General features: G+C 60.5%; 22 protein-coding genes. 2 read left to right on the top strand and 20 right to left on the bottom strand.

The window, feature by feature from the left end:
* Nucleotide 1 precedes the first annotated feature (1 nt).
* A complete protein-coding gene (gene petA, locus JDW18_RS04040) occupies nucleotides 2–604 on the bottom strand; it encodes a ubiquinol-cytochrome c reductase iron-sulfur subunit (protein WP_218242463.1) in 603 nt (200 codons plus the stop codon).
* A 149-nt stretch (nucleotides 605–753) separates the two neighbouring features.
* Between petA and mscL the strand changes: the two genes are divergently transcribed.
* Nucleotides 754–1,188, top strand: a complete 435-nt coding sequence (gene mscL / locus JDW18_RS04035) for a large conductance mechanosensitive channel protein MscL (protein ID WP_218242462.1) — start codon at nucleotides 754–756, stop codon at nucleotides 1,186–1,188.
* A 172-nt stretch (nucleotides 1,189–1,360) separates the two neighbouring features.
* Here mscL and pdxA read toward each other — a convergent pair whose 3' ends face one another.
* From pdxA to JDW18_RS04020, 3 genes are all read right to left on the bottom strand, one after another.
* On the bottom strand, nucleotides 1,361–2,455 hold the full coding sequence (gene pdxA, locus JDW18_RS04030) for a 4-hydroxythreonine-4-phosphate dehydrogenase PdxA (protein WP_218242461.1): 1,095 nt from the start codon (nucleotides 2,453–2,455) through the stop codon (nucleotides 1,361–1,363).
* Nucleotides 2,456–2,513: 58 nt separating this feature from the next.
* Complete coding sequence (locus tag JDW18_RS04025; protein WP_218242460.1) at nucleotides 2,514–3,266, bottom strand: Nif3-like dinuclear metal center hexameric protein; 753 nt, start codon at nucleotides 3,264–3,266, stop codon at nucleotides 2,514–2,516.
* Between the two features lie 97 nt (nucleotides 3,267–3,363).
* The gene (locus JDW18_RS04020; protein WP_218242459.1) at nucleotides 3,364–4,692 is read right to left on the bottom strand and encodes an MFS transporter; all 1,329 of its coding nucleotides are present in this window, start codon (nucleotides 4,690–4,692) and stop codon (nucleotides 3,364–3,366) included.
* Between the two features lie 363 nt (nucleotides 4,693–5,055).
* On the opposite strand from JDW18_RS04020, the gene JDW18_RS04015 reads away from it, so the two are divergent.
* A complete protein-coding gene (locus tag JDW18_RS04015) occupies nucleotides 5,056–6,216 on the top strand; it encodes a S1C family serine protease (protein ID WP_218242458.1) in 1,161 nt (386 codons plus the stop codon).
* Nucleotides 6,217–6,387: 171 nt separating this feature from the next.
* On the opposite strand, the gene tatC is transcribed toward JDW18_RS04015, so the two are convergent.
* The 16 genes from tatC to JDW18_RS03935 all read right to left on the bottom strand — a co-directional run bounded on the left by tatC (nucleotide 6,388) and on the right by JDW18_RS03935 (nucleotide 17,069).
* Nucleotides 6,388–7,197, bottom strand: coding sequence for a twin-arginine translocase subunit TatC (gene tatC / locus JDW18_RS04010; RefSeq protein WP_218242457.1), 810 nt, complete (start codon nucleotides 7,195–7,197; stop codon nucleotides 6,388–6,390).
* Nucleotides 7,198–7,341: 144 nt separating this feature from the next.
* The gene (gene tatB / locus JDW18_RS04005) at nucleotides 7,342–7,872 is read right to left on the bottom strand and encodes a Sec-independent protein translocase protein TatB (RefSeq protein WP_218242456.1); all 531 of its coding nucleotides are present in this window, start codon (nucleotides 7,870–7,872) and stop codon (nucleotides 7,342–7,344) included.
* Nucleotides 7,873–7,894: 22 nt separating this feature from the next.
* A complete protein-coding gene (tatA, locus tag JDW18_RS04000) occupies nucleotides 7,895–8,131 on the bottom strand; it encodes a Sec-independent protein translocase subunit TatA (RefSeq protein WP_218242455.1) in 237 nt (78 codons plus the stop codon).
* A gap of 123 nt (nucleotides 8,132–8,254) precedes the next feature.
* Complete coding sequence (locus JDW18_RS03995; protein ID WP_218242454.1) at nucleotides 8,255–8,623, bottom strand: histidine triad nucleotide-binding protein; 369 nt, start codon at nucleotides 8,621–8,623, stop codon at nucleotides 8,255–8,257.
* A gap of 152 nt (nucleotides 8,624–8,775) precedes the next feature.
* Entirely contained in the window at nucleotides 8,776–9,825 is a 1,050-nt protein-coding gene (locus tag JDW18_RS03990) for a patatin-like phospholipase family protein (protein WP_218242453.1), read from the bottom strand.
* Nucleotides 9,826–9,999: 174 nt separating this feature from the next.
* Complete coding sequence (locus JDW18_RS03985) at nucleotides 10,000–10,398, bottom strand: DUF4870 family protein (RefSeq protein WP_218242452.1); 399 nt, start codon at nucleotides 10,396–10,398, stop codon at nucleotides 10,000–10,002.
* A gap of 18 nt (nucleotides 10,399–10,416) precedes the next feature.
* The gene (locus JDW18_RS03980; protein ID WP_218242451.1) at nucleotides 10,417–10,812 is read right to left on the bottom strand and encodes a phosphoribosyl-ATP diphosphatase; all 396 of its coding nucleotides are present in this window, start codon (nucleotides 10,810–10,812) and stop codon (nucleotides 10,417–10,419) included.
* Nucleotides 10,813–10,816: 4 nt separating this feature from the next.
* The gene (gene hisI / locus JDW18_RS03975) at nucleotides 10,817–11,206 is read right to left on the bottom strand and encodes a phosphoribosyl-AMP cyclohydrolase (protein ID WP_218242450.1); all 390 of its coding nucleotides are present in this window, start codon (nucleotides 11,204–11,206) and stop codon (nucleotides 10,817–10,819) included.
* A gap of 110 nt (nucleotides 11,207–11,316) precedes the next feature.
* Nucleotides 11,317–12,117: an imidazole glycerol phosphate synthase subunit HisF gene (gene hisF, locus JDW18_RS03970; protein ID WP_218242449.1), complete on the bottom strand. Its 801-nt coding sequence runs from the start codon at nucleotides 12,115–12,117 to the stop codon at nucleotides 11,317–11,319.
* A 39-nt stretch (nucleotides 12,118–12,156) separates the two neighbouring features.
* Entirely contained in the window at nucleotides 12,157–13,026 is an 870-nt protein-coding gene (locus tag JDW18_RS03965; RefSeq protein WP_218242448.1) for a D-hexose-6-phosphate mutarotase, read from the bottom strand.
* Nucleotides 13,019–13,762 carry a 1-(5-phosphoribosyl)-5-[(5-phosphoribosylamino)methylideneamino]imidazole-4-carboxamide isomerase gene (gene hisA, locus JDW18_RS03960; RefSeq protein ID WP_218242447.1) on the bottom strand — a complete coding sequence of 248 codons (744 nt, stop codon included), beginning with the start codon at nucleotides 13,760–13,762 and terminating at the stop codon, nucleotides 13,019–13,021. Before hisA ends, JDW18_RS03965 begins: the two co-directional genes overlap by 8 nt.
* Before the next feature lie 57 nt (nucleotides 13,763–13,819).
* Nucleotides 13,820–14,488, bottom strand: coding sequence for an imidazole glycerol phosphate synthase subunit HisH (gene hisH / locus JDW18_RS03955; RefSeq protein WP_218242446.1), 669 nt, complete (start codon nucleotides 14,486–14,488; stop codon nucleotides 13,820–13,822).
* A gap of 57 nt (nucleotides 14,489–14,545) precedes the next feature.
* Nucleotides 14,546–15,169, bottom strand: a complete 624-nt coding sequence (gene hisB / locus JDW18_RS03950) for an imidazoleglycerol-phosphate dehydratase HisB (RefSeq protein WP_218242445.1) — start codon at nucleotides 15,167–15,169, stop codon at nucleotides 14,546–14,548.
* A complete protein-coding gene (hisC, locus tag JDW18_RS03945; RefSeq protein WP_218242444.1) occupies nucleotides 15,166–16,284 on the bottom strand; it encodes a histidinol-phosphate transaminase in 1,119 nt (372 codons plus the stop codon). Before hisC ends, hisB begins: the two co-directional genes overlap by 4 nt.
* 63 nt (nucleotides 16,285–16,347) lie before the next feature.
* A complete protein-coding gene (locus tag JDW18_RS03940; RefSeq protein WP_246610269.1) occupies nucleotides 16,348–16,797 on the bottom strand; it encodes a PIN domain-containing protein in 450 nt (149 codons plus the stop codon).
* Complete coding sequence (locus JDW18_RS03935) at nucleotides 16,794–17,069, bottom strand: hypothetical protein (RefSeq protein ID WP_218242443.1); 276 nt, start codon at nucleotides 17,067–17,069, stop codon at nucleotides 16,794–16,796. The genes JDW18_RS03940 and JDW18_RS03935 overlap by 4 nt, the downstream gene beginning before the upstream one ends.
* Between the last annotated feature and the right edge of the window lie 31 nt (nucleotides 17,070–17,100).

Genomic DNA, 17,100 nt, shown 5'->3' with positions numbered 1-17,100 from the left:
CTCAGGCGGTCTTCTTGTCTTCACCAATCAGAATCCTGGTGTCAGACAGATACATGTGCGGAGGCACCTGAAGGTTATCCGGCGCAGGCTTGTTCTTGAATACGCGGCCTGCCATGTCAAAGGTCGAGCCGTGGCAAGGGCACAGGAAACCGCCCTTCCAGTCGTTGGGCAGCGATGGCTGCGGACCGGAGTGGAACTTGTCGGTTGGCGAGCAGCCCAGGTGGGTGCAGATGCCGACGACCACAAGGATTTCCGGCTTGATGGAGCGTCCCTCGTTCTGGGCGTAGGCCGGCGTGAACTCGTCGGGATGGCGCAGGGACTTGGGGTCGGCGAGTTCACCGTCCAGTCCAGGCAGATCCTTGAGTTGCTCGGCAGTGCGTTTGATGATCCACACAGGCTTGCCGCGCCATTCCACGGTGAGTTTCTCACCGTCCTTGAGGCTGGAAATATCCACCTCGACTGCAGCACCTGCCGCTTTGGCTTTTTCAGAAGGCTGAAAGGAGCTCACAAAAGGGACGGCCGTTGCCACACCGCCCACGGCACCAGCACAGGCAGACGTGATGATCCACGTGCGCTTGCTGGAGTCGACTGGAGAGTCACTCATGGATTTCCTCGAAGTACATCGCTTGATTTGGGGTCAACTGCAAATTCTAGCGGCGGGGTTATGGTTATTCCAGCCTCTGTCTGACGTTGACAAGCGCCAAAGTCACGCAATACTGCGCTATCTCAAACTCTCAGTGACTGGAACTGCTTATGGGCATGATGCAAGAATTCCGCGAATTCGCAATCAAGGGAAACGTGATGGATCTCGCGGTGGGCGTGATCATTGGTGGCGCGTTTGGCAAGATTGTTGACTCTGTGGTCAGCGATCTGATCATGCCTTTGGTGGGCCTGATTTTCGGCAAGCTGGACTTCTCCAACCTGTTCGTGGTGCTGGGCACCATCCCCGACGGAATACCGCGTACTCTGGATGCCTTGAAGAAGGCCGGCGTTCCTGTTTTTGCCTACGGCAGCTTCATCACCGTGGCTGTGAACTTCCTGATTCTGGCCTTCATCATCTTCATGATGGTCAAGCAGATCAACCGCCTCAAGCGTGAAGCACCGGCCGCTCCAGAAGAAGCGCCCGCTACGCCTGAAGACATTCAGCTGCTGCGCGAAATCCGCGACAGTCTGAACCGCAAAGCCTGAGCCCAGATGCTCAAAAGCCTGAAAGCCTGCCACCCCGGCAGGCTTTTTTCATGGGGATCGAGAGAGTGACGCGACCCACTGCGATGCCTGAATCAAACCCATTGGCCTGATTCGATGCCTGTCGCATTAAGGCTCCATTACTGACAAATTTACGCAGAAATACCTGCGCAAATCAGCGCGCCAAACTGCGCGCCATGTGCACGGCCTGCAGCAGACTGGCCTCATCAGCGATGCCCTGCCCGGCGATATCGAAGGCCGTTCCGTGGTCCGGACTGGTGCGCACCAGGGGCAGGCCCAGCGTCACATTGACGCCATTCTCAACACCCAAATATTTGACAGGGATCAACCCTTGGTCGTGGTACATCGCCAACACTGCGTCAAATTCCCCTGGGTGCGCTCTTGTATTACGAGCACGCATGAACACGGTATCGGGCGCAAAAGGCCCGCAGGCATCGATGCCTTGCGCCTGTGCAGCGGCAATCGCCGGGGCAATGATCTCGATTTCCTCACGCCCGAAGATACCGCCCTCGCCTGCGTGCGGGTTCAGGCCAGCCACCGCAATGCGCGGGGCACGGCCCAGGCTTTTGCTCAGCGCCTCATGCGTGATGCGCAGGGTTTGCAGAATCTGCGGCTGGGTCACGGCAGCAATCGCATCACGCAAAGACACATGGATACTGACCAGCACGGTGCGCAACTCGTCATTGGCCAGCATCATGCGCACCGGCATTTGCGCGATGGAGACGCCGGCATGTCGGGCTGCTTCGGCCTGCAGCAGCTCGGTATGACCAGGGAAGCTGACACCCGCCAGGTGCAAGGCTTCCTTGTGCAGCGGTGCGGTGACCAGCGCCGCAATTTCCTGGCGCAGCGCCGCCTGTGCAGCCCAGACCACACATTGGGCTGCGGCGTCCCCCGCTGCGGCTGAAATTTGACCGTAGGGCTGAGGGCCGGGCAGCCCCGGCAGCTCCAGCAAGGCAATCGCGCCTTCGGGCACCGCCCATGCCTCATCAGGACTGGAAATCACTGCAATCGGCTGGGCAATACCCTGCTCACCTTCGGCCACTCTGGCGGCCAGCGCGGTTGCACGGCGCAATGTCTGCAACTCGCCCACAACAAAGCAGCCACGCAGCGCCTGCGGAGCAGAGCGAAAAGCCTTGGCAATGATTTCAGGGCCTATGCCTGCGCAATCTCCCTGGGTGATGGCGATCGGCAGTCCAGAGCTAGGCAGTCCAGCAGCAGGCGGGCGGGCTTGGTTTTCAGTTGCAGACATATCAAGAAATAAGCCTCTAGCGCAATACAGTCATGCGCTAGCAGCTATCAAATTTAAATCAGGCTGGATTATCGATCTCAATCCACTGGTGCTCTATGCCGCACTCGCGCGCCACATAGTCGGTCACCGCAGGGGCACCATAGCGCTCGGTTGCATGATGGCCAGCGGCGATAAAGCTCACGCCGGTTTCACGGGCCAGATGGGCCTGAGGCTCGGAGATCTCGCCAGTGATGAAAGCATCCGCCCCGGCAGCAATCGCAGCCTCGAAAAAGCCTTGCGCACCGCCTGTGCACCAGGCCAGCTTACGAACAGGGCGTGCCGCATCGGCATTGACCAAAGTAGTGCTGCGACCCAGAACAGTCTGCACATGGCTGTTGAGGGCATCGGCACTGGCAAAGTCGGCGTCGGCCAGCCAGCCCAGGTTCTGATCGCCAAACGCAGCCTGCCCCTTCACACCCAGCTTGAAGCCCAGTTGCGCGTTGTTGCCCAGTTCAGCATGGGCATCCAGCGGCAGATGGTAGGCAAACAGATTGATGTCATGTGCCAGCAGCAAGCGTATGCGTTCCTTGAGCCAGCCGGTAATGCGCCCATCCATACCGCGCCAGAACAGGCCGTGATGCACAAAGATGGCGTCAGCCCGGGCATCAATCGCAGCCTCAATCAGTGCACGGCTGGCCGTGACGCCGCTGACGATGCGGCGTATCTCGCTTTTGCCTTCCACTTGCAGGCCATTGGGGCCGTAGTCCTTGAATCGTTCGGGCTGCAGCAGCCCGTTGAAGACGGAAAGGAGGTTGTTTCGCTCAATGCTCATGCCCCGCATTGTGCCCAAGCCCACAAAAGCCATCACGGCACTGCACAACAAAAAAGAGCAGCCGAAACTGCTCTTTTGAATGGGACTCAAGTCAGGCTCAAGCCTTCTTGGCCTGCCACCCCTTGCAGGCCAGAGGCCAGAAAGCCATCACCACACCCAGCACACCCATGGCGGCCACATAGTGGGCAGGCGCCATCACGTCTGCCTGCTGCCAGACCGAGATGATGATGGGGGTAAGGCCGCCAAATACGGCGTAGGCCATGTTGTACGAGAAGGACAGGCCGGTAAAGCGCACTTCAGGCGGGAAGGCGCGCACGCCCACCACGGGTAGCAGCGAGATCGAGCCGACGAAGAAGCCCACGGTGGCATAGGTGCAGATCAGCGATGCGTTGGTGCCGGGCAGGTTCAGATAGAACATATACGCCGTCACTGCCATACCGCCCCAGCCGAGGATCATGGCAAGTTTGGTGCCGAATTTATCGGATAGCCAACCCCAGAACACGCAGCCAATGGTCAGCGTCACCGTGGCTACTGCATTGGCCTTGAGAGCATCAGCTGCAACGATGTGGAAAACTTTTTGCAGATAGCCGGGGGTCATCAGCACCACCACCACCACCACGGCGGTGGACAGAATCCAGGTCATCAGCGCCACGATCACGCTGGCTTCGCGGTGGTCACGCAAGATAGTCTTGATGGGCAACTCGCGGTCGGCAGCCTTGCGGGCCTGCAGTTCCTGGAAGATGGGGGTTTCATGCAGAAACCTGCGCAGATACACCGACACCAGACCAAACACGCCACCCAGGATGAAGGGGATGCGCCATGCCCAGTCGCTGATTTCGCTCTTGCTATAGCTGCTGTTGAGCCACACGCCAATGATGGAGCCCAGGAAAATACCGCCGGTGATGCCGGAAGTCAGCGCACCAATCGCAAAGCCATAGCGCTTTTCAGGGGCGTGCTCGGCCACAAACACCCAGGCGCCGGGCATTTCACCGCCAATGGCAGCGCCTTGCAGCACGCGCATCAGCAGCAGCAAGATAGGGGCGGCAATACCAATCGAGGCATAGGTGGGCAACAGGCCAATGACCAGCGTAGGCACGGCCATCAGGAACACCGACAGGGTGAACATCTTCTTGCGACCCAGAATGTCGCCGAAGTGGGCAATCAAGATGCCGCCAATGGGGCGGGCCAGATAGCCGGCCGCAAAGATGCCCAGCGTCTGCAGCTGGCGCATCCATTCAGGCATCTCGGCCGGAAAGAACAGCTGGCCAATGACATTGGCAAAAAAGACGAACACCACGAAGTCATAAAACTCCAGCGTTCCGCCCAGAGCCGATAGGCCCAGGGTCTTGTAGTCCTCCCGGTTCAGGGGACGATTTGTCGCAGCAGCCGGCGCGGTAGCCGGTGCAGCGTGGTCAGGCGTAGTCATGATGTTTCCTAGATCGAACAGCAAGACAGCGCGGATAAGGCCGCTGTCACGGGTCAACGTGCAGTGACAGACCGATTGAGGCAGCTTCAGGTACAAAGCCAAGCCAGGCCGAACATGAACACCTTGTGGGCAATCACTTCAGCAAACGGCGACGTAAGCGCAGTCGAAAAATCATTCTAGGGTTTACACCCATACTTGCCGCTTGCGGAAAACTTTAGATGGCTGCAGTCCTATAGCCAATGCGCGTGCAGGCGACAAAGCTTTGCGTTATGCAAATCCCTGCAAGCAAATGTTCGCACCCACAGCGGCGCGGGCCATGCTTCACAATGTGGGCTTGTTCCCCTTACTTCCTATACGCATTACATGAAACGCACCTGGTTGCTGTTTTCGCAGGTCGTCACCGTGCTGGTGGCTATCTATTTTGTAGTGGCTACCCTACAGCCCACTTGGCTTCAGCGCGGAAATGTTCGCAGCGGTGCTGGCGTCTCGCTGCTGCAGGCGCCGCCCACTCCGGCAGGAGAAGTCGCGCCCGGCAGCTTTGCGCCTGCCGCCCGCAAGGCCGCGCCCGCTGTGGTCAGCATCAACACCAGCAAGGCGGTGCGCCATCCACGCGCCAACGACCCCTGGTTCCAGTTCTTCTTTGGCGATCAGGGAACGCAGGAGCAATCTGGTTTGGGTAGCGGCGTCATCATCAGTCAAGATGGCTACATCCTGACCAACAACCATGTGGTCGAGGGCGCAGACGATATCGAGGTCACACTGACGGACAGCCGTCAGGCCAAGGCCAAGGTCATCGGCACCGATCCCGAGACCGATCTGGCCATTCTCAAAATTGAACTGGACAAGCTGCCCGTCATCGTGCTGGGCAATTCCGACCAGGTCGCCGTGGGCGACCGCGTGCTGGCCATTGGCAACCCCTTCGGCGTGGGCCAGACGGTCACCAGCGGCATCATCAGCGCGCTGGGTCGCAGCCAGCTGGGCATCAACACCTTCGAGAACTTCATCCAGACCGATGCGGCCATCAACCCCGGCAACTCCGGCGGCGCGCTGGTGGATGCCAATGGCAGCCTGCTGGGCATCAACACTGCCATCTATTCACGCTCTGGCGGCAGCATGGGCATTGGTTTTGCCATTCCCGTCTCCACCGCCAAGATGGTGCTGGACGGCATTGTGAAAGACGGCAAGGTCACACGCGGCTGGATTGGTGTGGAGCCCAATGAACTCTCGCCCGAGCTGGCCGAAACCTTTGGCGTGAAGGCCGATGCAGGCGTCATCATCACTGGCGTGCTGCAAGCTGGCCCTGCGGCCCAGGCGGGCATGCGCCCTGGCGACGTGATCGTGAAGGTGGGTGAAACCGCTATCCAGAATGTCTCGCAACTGCTGACTGCCGTGGCAGCCCTCAAGCCCGGCGAAGCTTCCAAGTTTGATGTGCGCCGTGGCGACAGCGAGGTCATGCTGGACGTGACCCCCGGCATTCGCCCTGCGGCCAGCACCTTGCAGCAAAACGGCAACCGCCGCCGCTAATCTGACGGGCAGCCGCCCTTGCCATGACCAAGCCAGCGTTCTGCGCTGGCTTTTTTATGTGCAAAATCAGCCTCAAGCCCTGATAGATAAAGCGCTGCCAGCTATCACATTCATAAAAACAAAAGCCCTTGAATCACTTCAAGGGCTTTTGTATTCAATGACTGGCTGATATCAGCTTTGGTCTGCGGGCTTGTCCACTTCGGTGCCCTCGGCGGCCTCGCCTTCGGGGCGGGACGCCTTGTTGAACCAGCGAGCACCAATGATGCCAATCTCATACAGCAGACACATGGGAATGGCCAGCGCCAGCTGAGAGATCACATCCGGCGGCGTGATGACCGCTGCAATCACAAAGGCCAGCACCACAAAGTAGCCGCGGAAGGACTTGAGCTTGTCGATCTCCACCAGTCCAAAGCGCACCAGCAGCATGACCACGATGGGCACCTGGAAGGCTGCAGCAAAGGCGATGTACAGCGACAGAATGGCTTCTACATAGGAGGCAATATCCGGCGTTGCCGCCACGCTGGCGGGCGTGAAGTGCTGGATGAACTTGAACATATTGCCCAGCACAAAGAACTGTACAAAGGCAATACCGGCATAGGCCAGCAGGCTGCCGAACAGAATCAGCGGCAGCGCAAACTTCTTCTCGTGGCTGTACAGGCCCGGGGCTACAAAAGCCCAGATCTGGTACATCAGCCAGGGCAGCGCCAGCAGCACGGCCACCATCATCAGCACCTTGAGCGGCACAAAGAACGGCGAGAACACGCCCACCGCAATCAGCTTGGCGCCGGGCGGCATATGTTCCTTGATGGGGTGAGCGATGAAATCGATCAGGCCATCCGGGCCGGGCCAGAAAAACAGAATGGCCAGCGCCACGCCAATGCCGTAGGTGCAGTACAGCAGGCGATCGCGCAGCTCCATCAGGTGCTGCACAAATGGCTGCTCGGAGCCGGCCAGTTCGTCTTCTTTAGAGGGTTCGGACATGGTGCAAAACCGCGTTGAAGCCGTAAAGGCTTCGCACGCTTGAAACAACAACGCCCGCAGACACGGGCAAACGGCAAACTGCCGGACAAACACCAGCGACCTCAGCGAGCACCCTCAGGGCCTGCATGCCGAGGTCACGCATGCTCAATGGAACTTCTTGGGCCGAAAACGCGCCACGCGTGCCGCGCCGGACTGAACCTTGGTGCGAACACCGGCACGGGCTTTGTACCACTGGGGCACGGCACCGCGCTTGAGGCGCCAGTTCTTGCGAGGATGGCTGTAGCTGGGCACCACGGCGCTGTGCGTGTCAGACTCGCCATAGCTGCCGTAGCCACCATCCGAGCCATAGGACTCAAAGGACGAGGCAGAGGTCATCTGCGCATCGTCGCGCAAGTCCTTGGTCGCATCGTTCCAGTCCTTTTCAAGGTCCGTAGCCTGATTGCGAACACTGGACTGCACGTCCCGGGCCGCAGTCTCGACCGTGTCCTTCATCTTGCGCAGCTCATCGAGCTCCATGGAGCGGTTGACTTCCGACTTGACGTCGGCCACATAGCGCTGCGCCCTGCCAAGCAGGGTGCCAACCATTCTGGCTACGCGTGGCAGCTTCTCGGGGCCGATGACCACCAGGGCCACCGCGCCGATCAGCGCCATTTTGGACAGACCAATATCAAACATCTAAATATCAGTCCTGCCGCTATCAGCTCTTTTGCTTGGCTTCCACGTCGATAGTGGCCTTGTCAGCCACCTGCTGGTTGGCCACCTGGCCAGCAGCAGCGCCGGATTCGGCGTCTGTCGCGCCGTCCTTCATGCCGTCCTTGAAGCCCTTGACGGCACCGCCCAGGTCAGAGCCGATGTTCTTGAGCTTCTTGGTGCCGAACACCAGAACCACGATGAGCAGCACGATTGCCCAGTGCCAAATAGAAAACGAGCCCATGAGAATCTCCTAGAAATTGCAAACCATTTTAGACGGGGCTTGTGACAGATACGCAGCAATGACCCAAAAAGCCTGCACTACCGCTATCTATCGCTGCATATCGTCGGTCAGGCCCGTGCTTGCTCAGCCTTTGAGCCAGGGACGAGGGCCGCCCATGACATGAAGGTGCAGGTGATGCACTTCCTGGCCACCTTCAGCGCCGGTGTTCACCACGATACGGAAACCGCCATCTGGATAAGGGTTGCAGCCCTGCTCCAGCGCCAGGCGGGGTGCCAGCGCCATCATGCGGCCCAGCAGGGGGGCATCTTCGGCCTGCACCTGTGCCATGGAGGCAATGTGCTTCTTGGGAACCATCAGAAAGTGCACAGGGGCCGCGGGGTTGATGTCATGAAAGGCAAAGACTTCCTCGTCTTCATAGACCTTGCGGGAAGGAATCTCACCCTTGGCAATGCGGCAAAAAAGGCAGTTGGCGTCGTAATCGTGGTTGTGCATGGGTGCTTATCAATTCAATGGTTGCGCCACTCACCCTTGTGAGCTTGGCGTGATCCAAGCCAGAGACGGCCAGCTAGGGCTACCCCAGCAAGGGCTGCCCCAGCAAAGGCCATCGTCGCCCCCTTGGGGAAGGCGTGCAGCGCCTCAGGGGCTTAGGCCATATTCTCGTTGAATCGCAAGGTCTGTTTGACACCCAGGTGCTGGCGGTTTTGCTTGAGCCACTGCTGAGCACGCTCGCGCCCGAGCTCGAACAGGTCGCGCACCAGCGTCATATCGGCCCGGGCCTTGCTGGAGGCGCCAAAGGGCTTGAGCACTTCGCCACCATCAATGCGGTGCATCAGCACATGTTTGTAGCGCCCGGCATCCAGACGCTTTTGCTCCAGCAGCCGCACCACGAACTCAATGGCGCGCAGCTCGGCCAGCAGGCCTGCGTTGAAGGTCACCTCGTTCATGCGGTCCATGATTTCGCTGGCGTTATCGGGCAGGTTGTCGGATTCCTTGGGGTTGATCTGCACCAGCAGAATGTCGCGGCTTTTGGTTTCGTACAGCAGCGGGTACAGCGCAGGGTTGCCCGAGAAGCCGCCATCCCAGTAATGCTCGCCCTCAATTTCCACGGCCTTGAACATCTGCGGCAGGCAGGCCGAGGCCATGATGGCGTCTGCCGTCACCTGCTCCCCGGTAAAAATCTTGCCGCGCCCAGTGCGCACATTGGTGGCACAAACAAAGAGCTTGGGCACCACTGCCGCATTTTCCGGATGCACCAACGTGTCAAAGTCCACCACCCGCGTTAGCAACTGGCGCAGCGGGTTGATATTGAGCGGATTGGTCTGGTAGGGCGACAGAAACTGGTTGAGCACGCCCATGATGGGCAGACTTGCCGCACCGGCCAGCGGCACGCCCCAGAGCAGGCTGCCCACGCTGCCCATGGTTCCCACGCCTTCCCACAGCTCGCGCAGGGCCTTGCGGGCCAGTTCGCGGCCCAGATGGCGGGCATCTTCGGCGTTTTTCTCCTGCGCTGCGGCCTGCGCAAAGCCATGGGCCAGCACCACGGCATTCATGGCCCCGGCGCTGGTGCCGCTGATGCCTTCAAAGATCAGACCATCGTCTTCCAGCAGCGCATCCAGCACACCCCAGGTCAGGGCGCCATGCGATCCCCCGCCCTGCAAGGCTAGATTGATTGTGTGCGGTGTTGCTGAAGCCATGCGCCATCCTGTGATTCGTAGAGATAACGGCACAGGTTAGCCGCTTGCCCGACTTTCGCCCAGCCACGAATGGCGCATGGCGCTGTCAGCGTTGTTCTGCTGCACTGCAGCATGAGTTGGAAACAAAAAAGCCCCTGCAGGTTAGTGCAGAGGCTTTCAATGTTTTTTCGACCCTCAGGACTGAATGGCCTGATCCTTGTTCATCGCCACCATGCCGCGCACGATGCGGTAGAGGAACCAGATGGAGATCAGCACCCAGGCAGGGTTGAAGATCAGCAGGCCCAGCAGGAAGAACGGGAAGGTGACGGCGTAGAGCACGATGGCCCACAGCACGCTGCGCAGACGCCAGGAGAAATGGCTCTCCTGCCAGGTGCCGCGTGCATCGTCGCGTTTGACCACGTCAATGATGACGGCAATGATCAGCAGAAACACGCTGACCTGCGCACCCGGCAGCACGGCCGCCACCGCCACGATCAGGTGCAGCAGATAGCTGACCCAGCCCCAGGCCTTGAGGCCTTGAATCTCGGCAGAGCTGCTGCTGTGAACATCGATGATGTTGCGGTCATCATTCATGCGGGGGTTCCTTTCTCTCTATTGGCCAGCCCCTTCCTGGGCTGCGCGTTCCTTGGCTTTGCGCAAGGCTTTTTCTTCCAGGCCGCTGGTGCCTTCACGGCGCTCCAGCTCGGCCACGACTTCTGCAGGTGTCAGCCCATAGTGCGACAGCGCGATCATGGAGTGAAACCACAAGTCCGCCACTTCATAAAGGATTTTTCCCTTATCGCCGCCGTAATCAACGTCCTTGGCCGCCATCACCACCTCGGTGGCTTCCTCACCAATCTTCTTCAGAAAGGCATCGGGGCCTTTGTGCAGCAGACGGGCGACATAGCTTTTTTCGGGGTCGCCACCGTTGATGACCTTGCGGCTTTCGATCACGGCGGCCAGACGGGCCAGTGCGCCTTCAACCGACGCAGTGTTTTGTTCAGACATGGCTTTATTTATAGATGGAAGCAGGATCTTTCAAGACCGGATCGACAGCAATCCACTGTCCGTCCTTGAAAACGCTGTAAAAGCACGAGTGGCGCCCGGTGTGGCAGGCAATGCCGGGATCATGCCCCTCTTGCGTAATTTTGAGCAAAACCACGTCGTTGTCGCAGTCGATGCGAATCTCGTGCACGGTCTGCACATGGCCGGATTCCTCGCCCTTGAACCACAGCTTGTTGCGCGAGCGGCTGAAGTACACGGCGCGACTCAGCTCAGCGGTTTTTTCCAGCGCCTCGCGGTTCATCCAGGCGAACATGACCACATCGCCGCTGCTTTGCTCCTGCGCAATCACGGGCACCAGGCCCTGCGCATCCCATTTGACTTGATCGAGCCAGCTCATGGCAGACCTTTGTTTTGTATAGCTGCCAGCGCAGGCCAGCCGCCAGTTTCAGACACAAAACATATTGAAAGCTACGTCTAACCTGCGCAAGCAGCTCTCAAAATAATGATTTAAAGACGCACAGGAATACCGCGTGCGCGCATGCATTCCTTGGCCTGCTGCACCGTGTACTCACCGTAGTGGAAGATGCTGGCGGCCAGCACCGCGTCCGCACCGCCAATGGTCACGCCATCGGCCAGATCGTCCAGATTGCCCACGCCGCCCGAGGCAATGACGGGCACACCCACGGCATCGGCCACGGCACGGGTCAGCTTCAGGTCGAAGCCGCTCTTGGTGCCATCCTTGTCCATGCTGGTCAGCAAAATCTCGCCCGCGCCGCGCTGCGCCATTTCGGCAGCCCAGCGCACCACATCCAGCCCCACATTCTTGCGGCCACCGTGGCTGTACACATCCCAGCCTGGGCCCATGGGCGTGCCGCCGGGGCCGATGCGCTGCTCGTCTTCAGGCGTGCGGCGCTTGGCGTCGATGGCGACAACAATGCACTGCGCGCCGTACTTGTCGCTGCAGGCGTTGATGGTGTCGGGGTTGGAGATCGCAGCGGAGTTGAAACTGGTCTTGTCAGCCCCTGCGTTGAGCAAACGGCGCACATCGTCCACCGTGCGCACACCACCACCCACCGTCAGCGGGATAAAGACCTGCGAGGCCACGGCTTCGATGATGGGCAGGATCAGATCACGGCCATCGCTGGTGGCGGTGATGTCCAGAAAAGTCAGCTCGTCCGCACCCTGCGCGTTGTAGCGCGCGGCAATTTCCACCGGGTCGCCCGCATCGCGCAGCTCCAGAAAGTTGACGCCCTTGACCACGCGGCCACCGGTCACGTCAAGGCAGGGAATGATGCGTTTGGCAAGCATGAGGAACTCTCTGAACGATGAAAAACAGGACTGCGCAGATCAACGCGCCGTCAGATGCTGGGCCGCCAGCCAGTGCTGGCCGGGCGCCACGGTGACCGGGGCATCAATGGCCGCAGCTTCCACACACAGCATGTGCTGCCAGCTGTCAGCAGCCATGTCATTGAGCGTGGCGCACAAAGCGGGGCCGGGGTTCCAGACCACCGACTCGGTCCACGCCGCGTCTTGTGCAATCTGCAGCCAGGGCTGCTTGCCGCACAGCAGTTGCAGCGGCTGCGCAGCGCGTGGATAGACGCGGTCGGTTTCCACACCAAAGCGCACTGCGCCTTGCTGCTGAGGATGGGTGTCGGCCACCGCGTCCCAGTACGTCAAATCCTGCAGACCTTGCAGCTGTGCCTGCTGCACATCGGGCACACGCAGATAGCTGTGCAGTGCGGCGGTGAACGGCAGGTCTTGTGTGCCACGGTTGTGCACATCCAGCTGCACGCTCAGCTGTCCGGGCGTGAGTTGCACTGTCAGCACAGCTTCAAAGGCGTGGGGCCAGACGGCGCGCGTGGCCTCGGTATCTTGCAGGCGCAGCGTGAGTTGCACGCCGTCGCTGCCCAGCGCCTGGGGCGCATCAGCCACCCAGGGCATGACACGCGCAAAGCCGTGCTTGACCAGCGGGCCGCGTTGGTTGAACTGGGGAAAGCAGACCGGAATGCCGCCGCGAATGGCGGTCTTGCCATCATGCGCAGCCAGCGGGCTGAGGAACAATCGCTCCTGCCCCTGGCTGACCCAGGACAGCACCTGCGCGCCTTGCAGGCAGATCAGGGCTGAGTCGCCCTGACCATCACCTTGCTTCAGCTTTAAAGCGATAGCAGGCAGCCCTTGCCAGTCAATGGCTTGGGCTTGAAATGTCGAATCATTCACCGGTCAGTTCGTCCGCACGTTCCTGGCCCGCAGCGAAGTCCAGATCGCCGGTATAGATGGCGCGACCGCAGATCACACCTTGCACGCCTTCGTCCTGCACCTTGCACAGGGCTTCGATGTCGGCCATGCCAGCCAGACCGCCCGATGCGATGACAGGAATCTTCAGCGACTGGGCCAGCTTGACGGTGGCATCCACATTGATGCCAGTCAGCATGCCGTCGCGGCCAATGTCGGTGTAGATGATGGATTCCACGCCCCAGTCTTCAAAGCGCTTGGCGGTTTCGATCACGTCCTGGCCGGTCAGCTTGCTCCAGCCGTCGATGGCAACCTTGCCGTCCTTGGCGTCCAGGCCCACGATGATGTGGCCGGGGAAGGCGCTGCAGGCGTCTTGCAGAAAGCCGGGGTTCTTCACGGCAGCGGTGCCGATGATCAGGTATTCGATGCCCAGATCGATATAGCGCTCGATGGTGTCCAGATCACGGATGCCGCCGCCCAGCTGCACGGGGATCTCGCCATCGACTTCCTTGAGGATGCTTTTGATGGCGCCCAGGTTCTTGGGCTGGCCCGCGAACGCGCCGTTCAAGTCCACCAGGTGCAGGCGGCGCGCACCGGCGTCCAGCCACTTGGCGGCCATGGCCGCGGGGTCTTCACCGAAAGTCGTGGACTGGTCCATATCACCCTGAATGAGGCGTACGCAGTGGCCGTCCTTGAGGTCGATAGCGGGGATGAGCAACATGATGGTGATCTGCTAGCAAAAGTGGCCGTCAGAAATGGCCATTACACAAAAGGAACTTCAGGGCTTCCAGCCGAGGAAGTTACGGAACAGCGCCAGCCCCTGGTCCGAGCTTTTCTCGGGGTGGAACTGGGTGGCAAAAATATTATCGCGTGCAACCGCACATGCAAAGCGGCCGCCGTAATCCGTCTCGGCGGCGCAATGCGCGCTTTGTTGCACCAGCGCATAAAAGCTGTGCACAAAGTAGTAGAAGCTGCCGTCGGGAATGCCCGCCCACAGCGCATGGGGCTTGCCGCCATGCTGTGTCTGGTGCACACGGTTCCAGCCCATCTGCGGCACTTTGAAGCGGCTGCCATCCGCCTGCGTCTTGCCTGCCAGATCGAACTTGCGCACATCGCCGGGAATCAGGCCCAGGCCCGGCACATCGCCTTCGTCGCTGTGGTCCAGCAACATCTGCATGCCCACGCACACGCCAAACAGCGGCTTGTTGGCAGCAGCATGCAGCACCGCCTCTTGCAGGCCGGATTCGCGCAGCTCGCGCATGCAGTCGGGCATGGCGCCCTGGCCGGGCAAAACCACGCGGTTGGCGGCAAGCACCACCTCAGGGTCTGCCGTGACGATCACATCCCAGCCCGTATCCGCAGCGGCCGTGCGCACGGCCTGCGAGACCGAGCGCAAATTGCCCATGCCGTAATCGACCACGGCCACGGTGTTGTTCTTCAAACTCATAGCAGCTACCGCTTATCGAAGTTGGGTTAGAGGCATAAAAGACCAGAAGTGGGGAGCTTAAAGCGCACCCTTGGTCGAAGGGATGACGCCCGCCATGCGCTCATCATGCTCCAGCGCAAAACGCACAGCACGGGCGAAGGCCTTGAAGATGGTTTCGCACTGGTGGTGGGCGTTGAAGCCTTTGAGGTTGTCGATGTGCAAGGTCACGCCCGCGTGGTTCACAAAGCCCTGGAAGAACTCGTACACCAGTTGCGTATCCAGCTGGCCAATGCTGCCAGCGGTGAACTTCACGTCCATGTGCAGGCTGGGGCGGCCCGAGAAGTCGATGACCACGCGGGAGAGCGCCTCGTCCAGCGGCACATAGGCGTGGCCGTACCGGCGGATGCCTTTTTTGTCGCCAATGGCCTTGGCAAAGGCCTGGCCCAGGGTGATGCCAATGTCTTCCACCGTGTGGTGGCCGTCGATGTGCAGGTCGCCTGCGCATTCGATGTCCATGTCGATCAGGCCGTGACGGGCGATCTGGTCCAGCATGTGGTCCAGAAAACCGATGCCGGAATTGAGGCTGGCTTTGCCCGTGCCATCAAGGTTGATGCGCACGGCCACGCGGGTTTCCGCCGTGTTGCGGGTTACTTCTGCAGTACGAGCCAGAGGCGCAGCCGCCGTGGTCACCAAATTGTTCATAAAGACTCCTTGAGGGCCGCCAGCATCTGGGCGTTTTCTTCGCGGGTACCTACGGTCAGGCGCAGGCAGTTATTGAGCAGCGGGTGCATGGCCGATACGTTTTTGACCAGCACGCCGCGCGCTTTCATCTCGGCTTGGGCTTTGCCCGCGTCTGCCACGCGCAGCAGCACCATATTGGCTTCGGAGGGCCAGATTTTTTCCACGCCGTTAATGGCAGCCAGCGCATCCATCAGCGGCTGGCGTTCGGCGCGGATGGCGGCGGCCTGCTCGGCGTAGAGCGATTCGTGCTCCAGCGCAAAAATGGCGGTTTCGCAGTTCAGCACGCTGATGTTGTAGGGCGGGCGCACCTTGTCCAGCTCGTTGACTATTGAACCGGGGCCAATCAGATAGCCCAGACGCGCACCGGCGAGGCCAAATTTGCTCAGCGTGCGCATCAGCAGCACATGGGCATTGCGCGCTGGCTCGGCCTTCATGCGGGTGACCCAGCTGCGGCTGGCGAAGGGCTGGTAGGCCTCATCCATCACCACCAGGCCGCCAATGTGCGCGACGGCGTCGATGACGGCTTGCACCTTGTCTTCAGCCCACAGCGTGGCCGTGGGGTTGTTGGGGTAGGCAATGTAGGTGATGGCGGGCTTGTGCTCCGCTATCGCGGCCTGCATGGCGGGCACGTCCAGGTCAAAGTCGGCGGTCAGGTTGACACCCACAAAATCCAGCCCCTGCAGCTTGGCGCTCAGCGGGTACATCACAAAGCCGGGCATGGGCGCCAGCATCTTGGCGCGTGCGCCTTCGGTCGGCTGCGCGGTGGCCAGCGCCAGCAAGGTGATGATTTCGTCCGAGCCATTGCCCAGCAGCACGGCGCTGCCTGCGGGGGCGCCAGCGTAGTCGGCCAGCATTTTTTTCAGCACTTCCAGGCGCTCGCCGGGGTAGCGGTTGATTTCGAGTGCGCCCAGTCGCTCGCCCAGTTGCTTTTGCAGATCGGCGCTCAGGCGGTACGGGTTCTCCATCGTGTCCATCTTGAGCAGGCCTTGCGAGGCCTGCACGTGGTAGCCCTGCATGGCGCGCACATCGGCGCGAATGCGTTGCAGGGCTTGGGTCTGGATGTCTTGAACAGTCATGGGTTTCACTCTTTCACTCACCGCGCTGGAGTTGGCCTTTGATGGTGTATTTACCTCGGGCACTCACAGCGTTTGATCTTGGGGCGCCGCCTCTTGCAAGGGGTGCAGCACCGTCACGCCGCCAAACTCGGCCCCGTGGGGCAGATGCAGGCTCAGCATATGGCTGCAGCCGCTGTGCTGGGCGCAGGCCACGGCCAAGCAGTCGCCAAAATCCAGCGCGTGGCGGGCTTGCACGGCCCAGGCGGTTTCCAGCGTGGCAGCGTCCGTCTTCCACGGCGTCCAGGTCTGGTAGCGGCGGATGGCGGCACGCGCATCGCCTTGCGGCATGGGCGTGGCGGCGGTGGTCACCTGGTCATAAAACTCGACCAGGGCCTGATTACCGGTGCGGCCCGTGCGGTCGCGCCACAGCACATCCAGCCAGGCCAGGGTGGCAGCGTAGAGCTCGCGGCTTGCCACGTCTTCTGCGGCGATCAGCACCGAGGTATCGACAAACACGGTTGTCATCACGCTCATGCTGCGGCTCCTGTCTTGGAGTCTTTTGGCAGCCCAGCGCGCCTGGGGTTTGCGCTGCGCGCTATGGTTTTTGAATTTTCTGCGGCACTGCCCTGCCAGCTGCGCTCATCGGTGCGCCAGGCCAGATAGGCGCGCTCGTACGAGTCTTCGCGGCGCTGCATTTCCGCCATGAAGTCACCCAGCATGCGCGAAACACTGGTACCGCGACGGGCGGCTTCCACGCGTGCCCATTCAAGCACGCTGTCTTCCACGGTGATGGTGACGTTCTTCATGCTTCGCATAGTACACGAAATTAGTGTCACA

Origin of the sequence: Comamonas fluminis, from assembly GCF_019186805.1 — a bacterium.
GTDB classification, from domain to species: Bacteria; Pseudomonadota; Gammaproteobacteria; order Burkholderiales; family Burkholderiaceae_C; genus Comamonas; species Comamonas fluminis.
The sequence above is the reverse complement of the archived record's forward strand: the minus strand, read 5'-3'. Positions and strand labels throughout refer to the sequence as shown.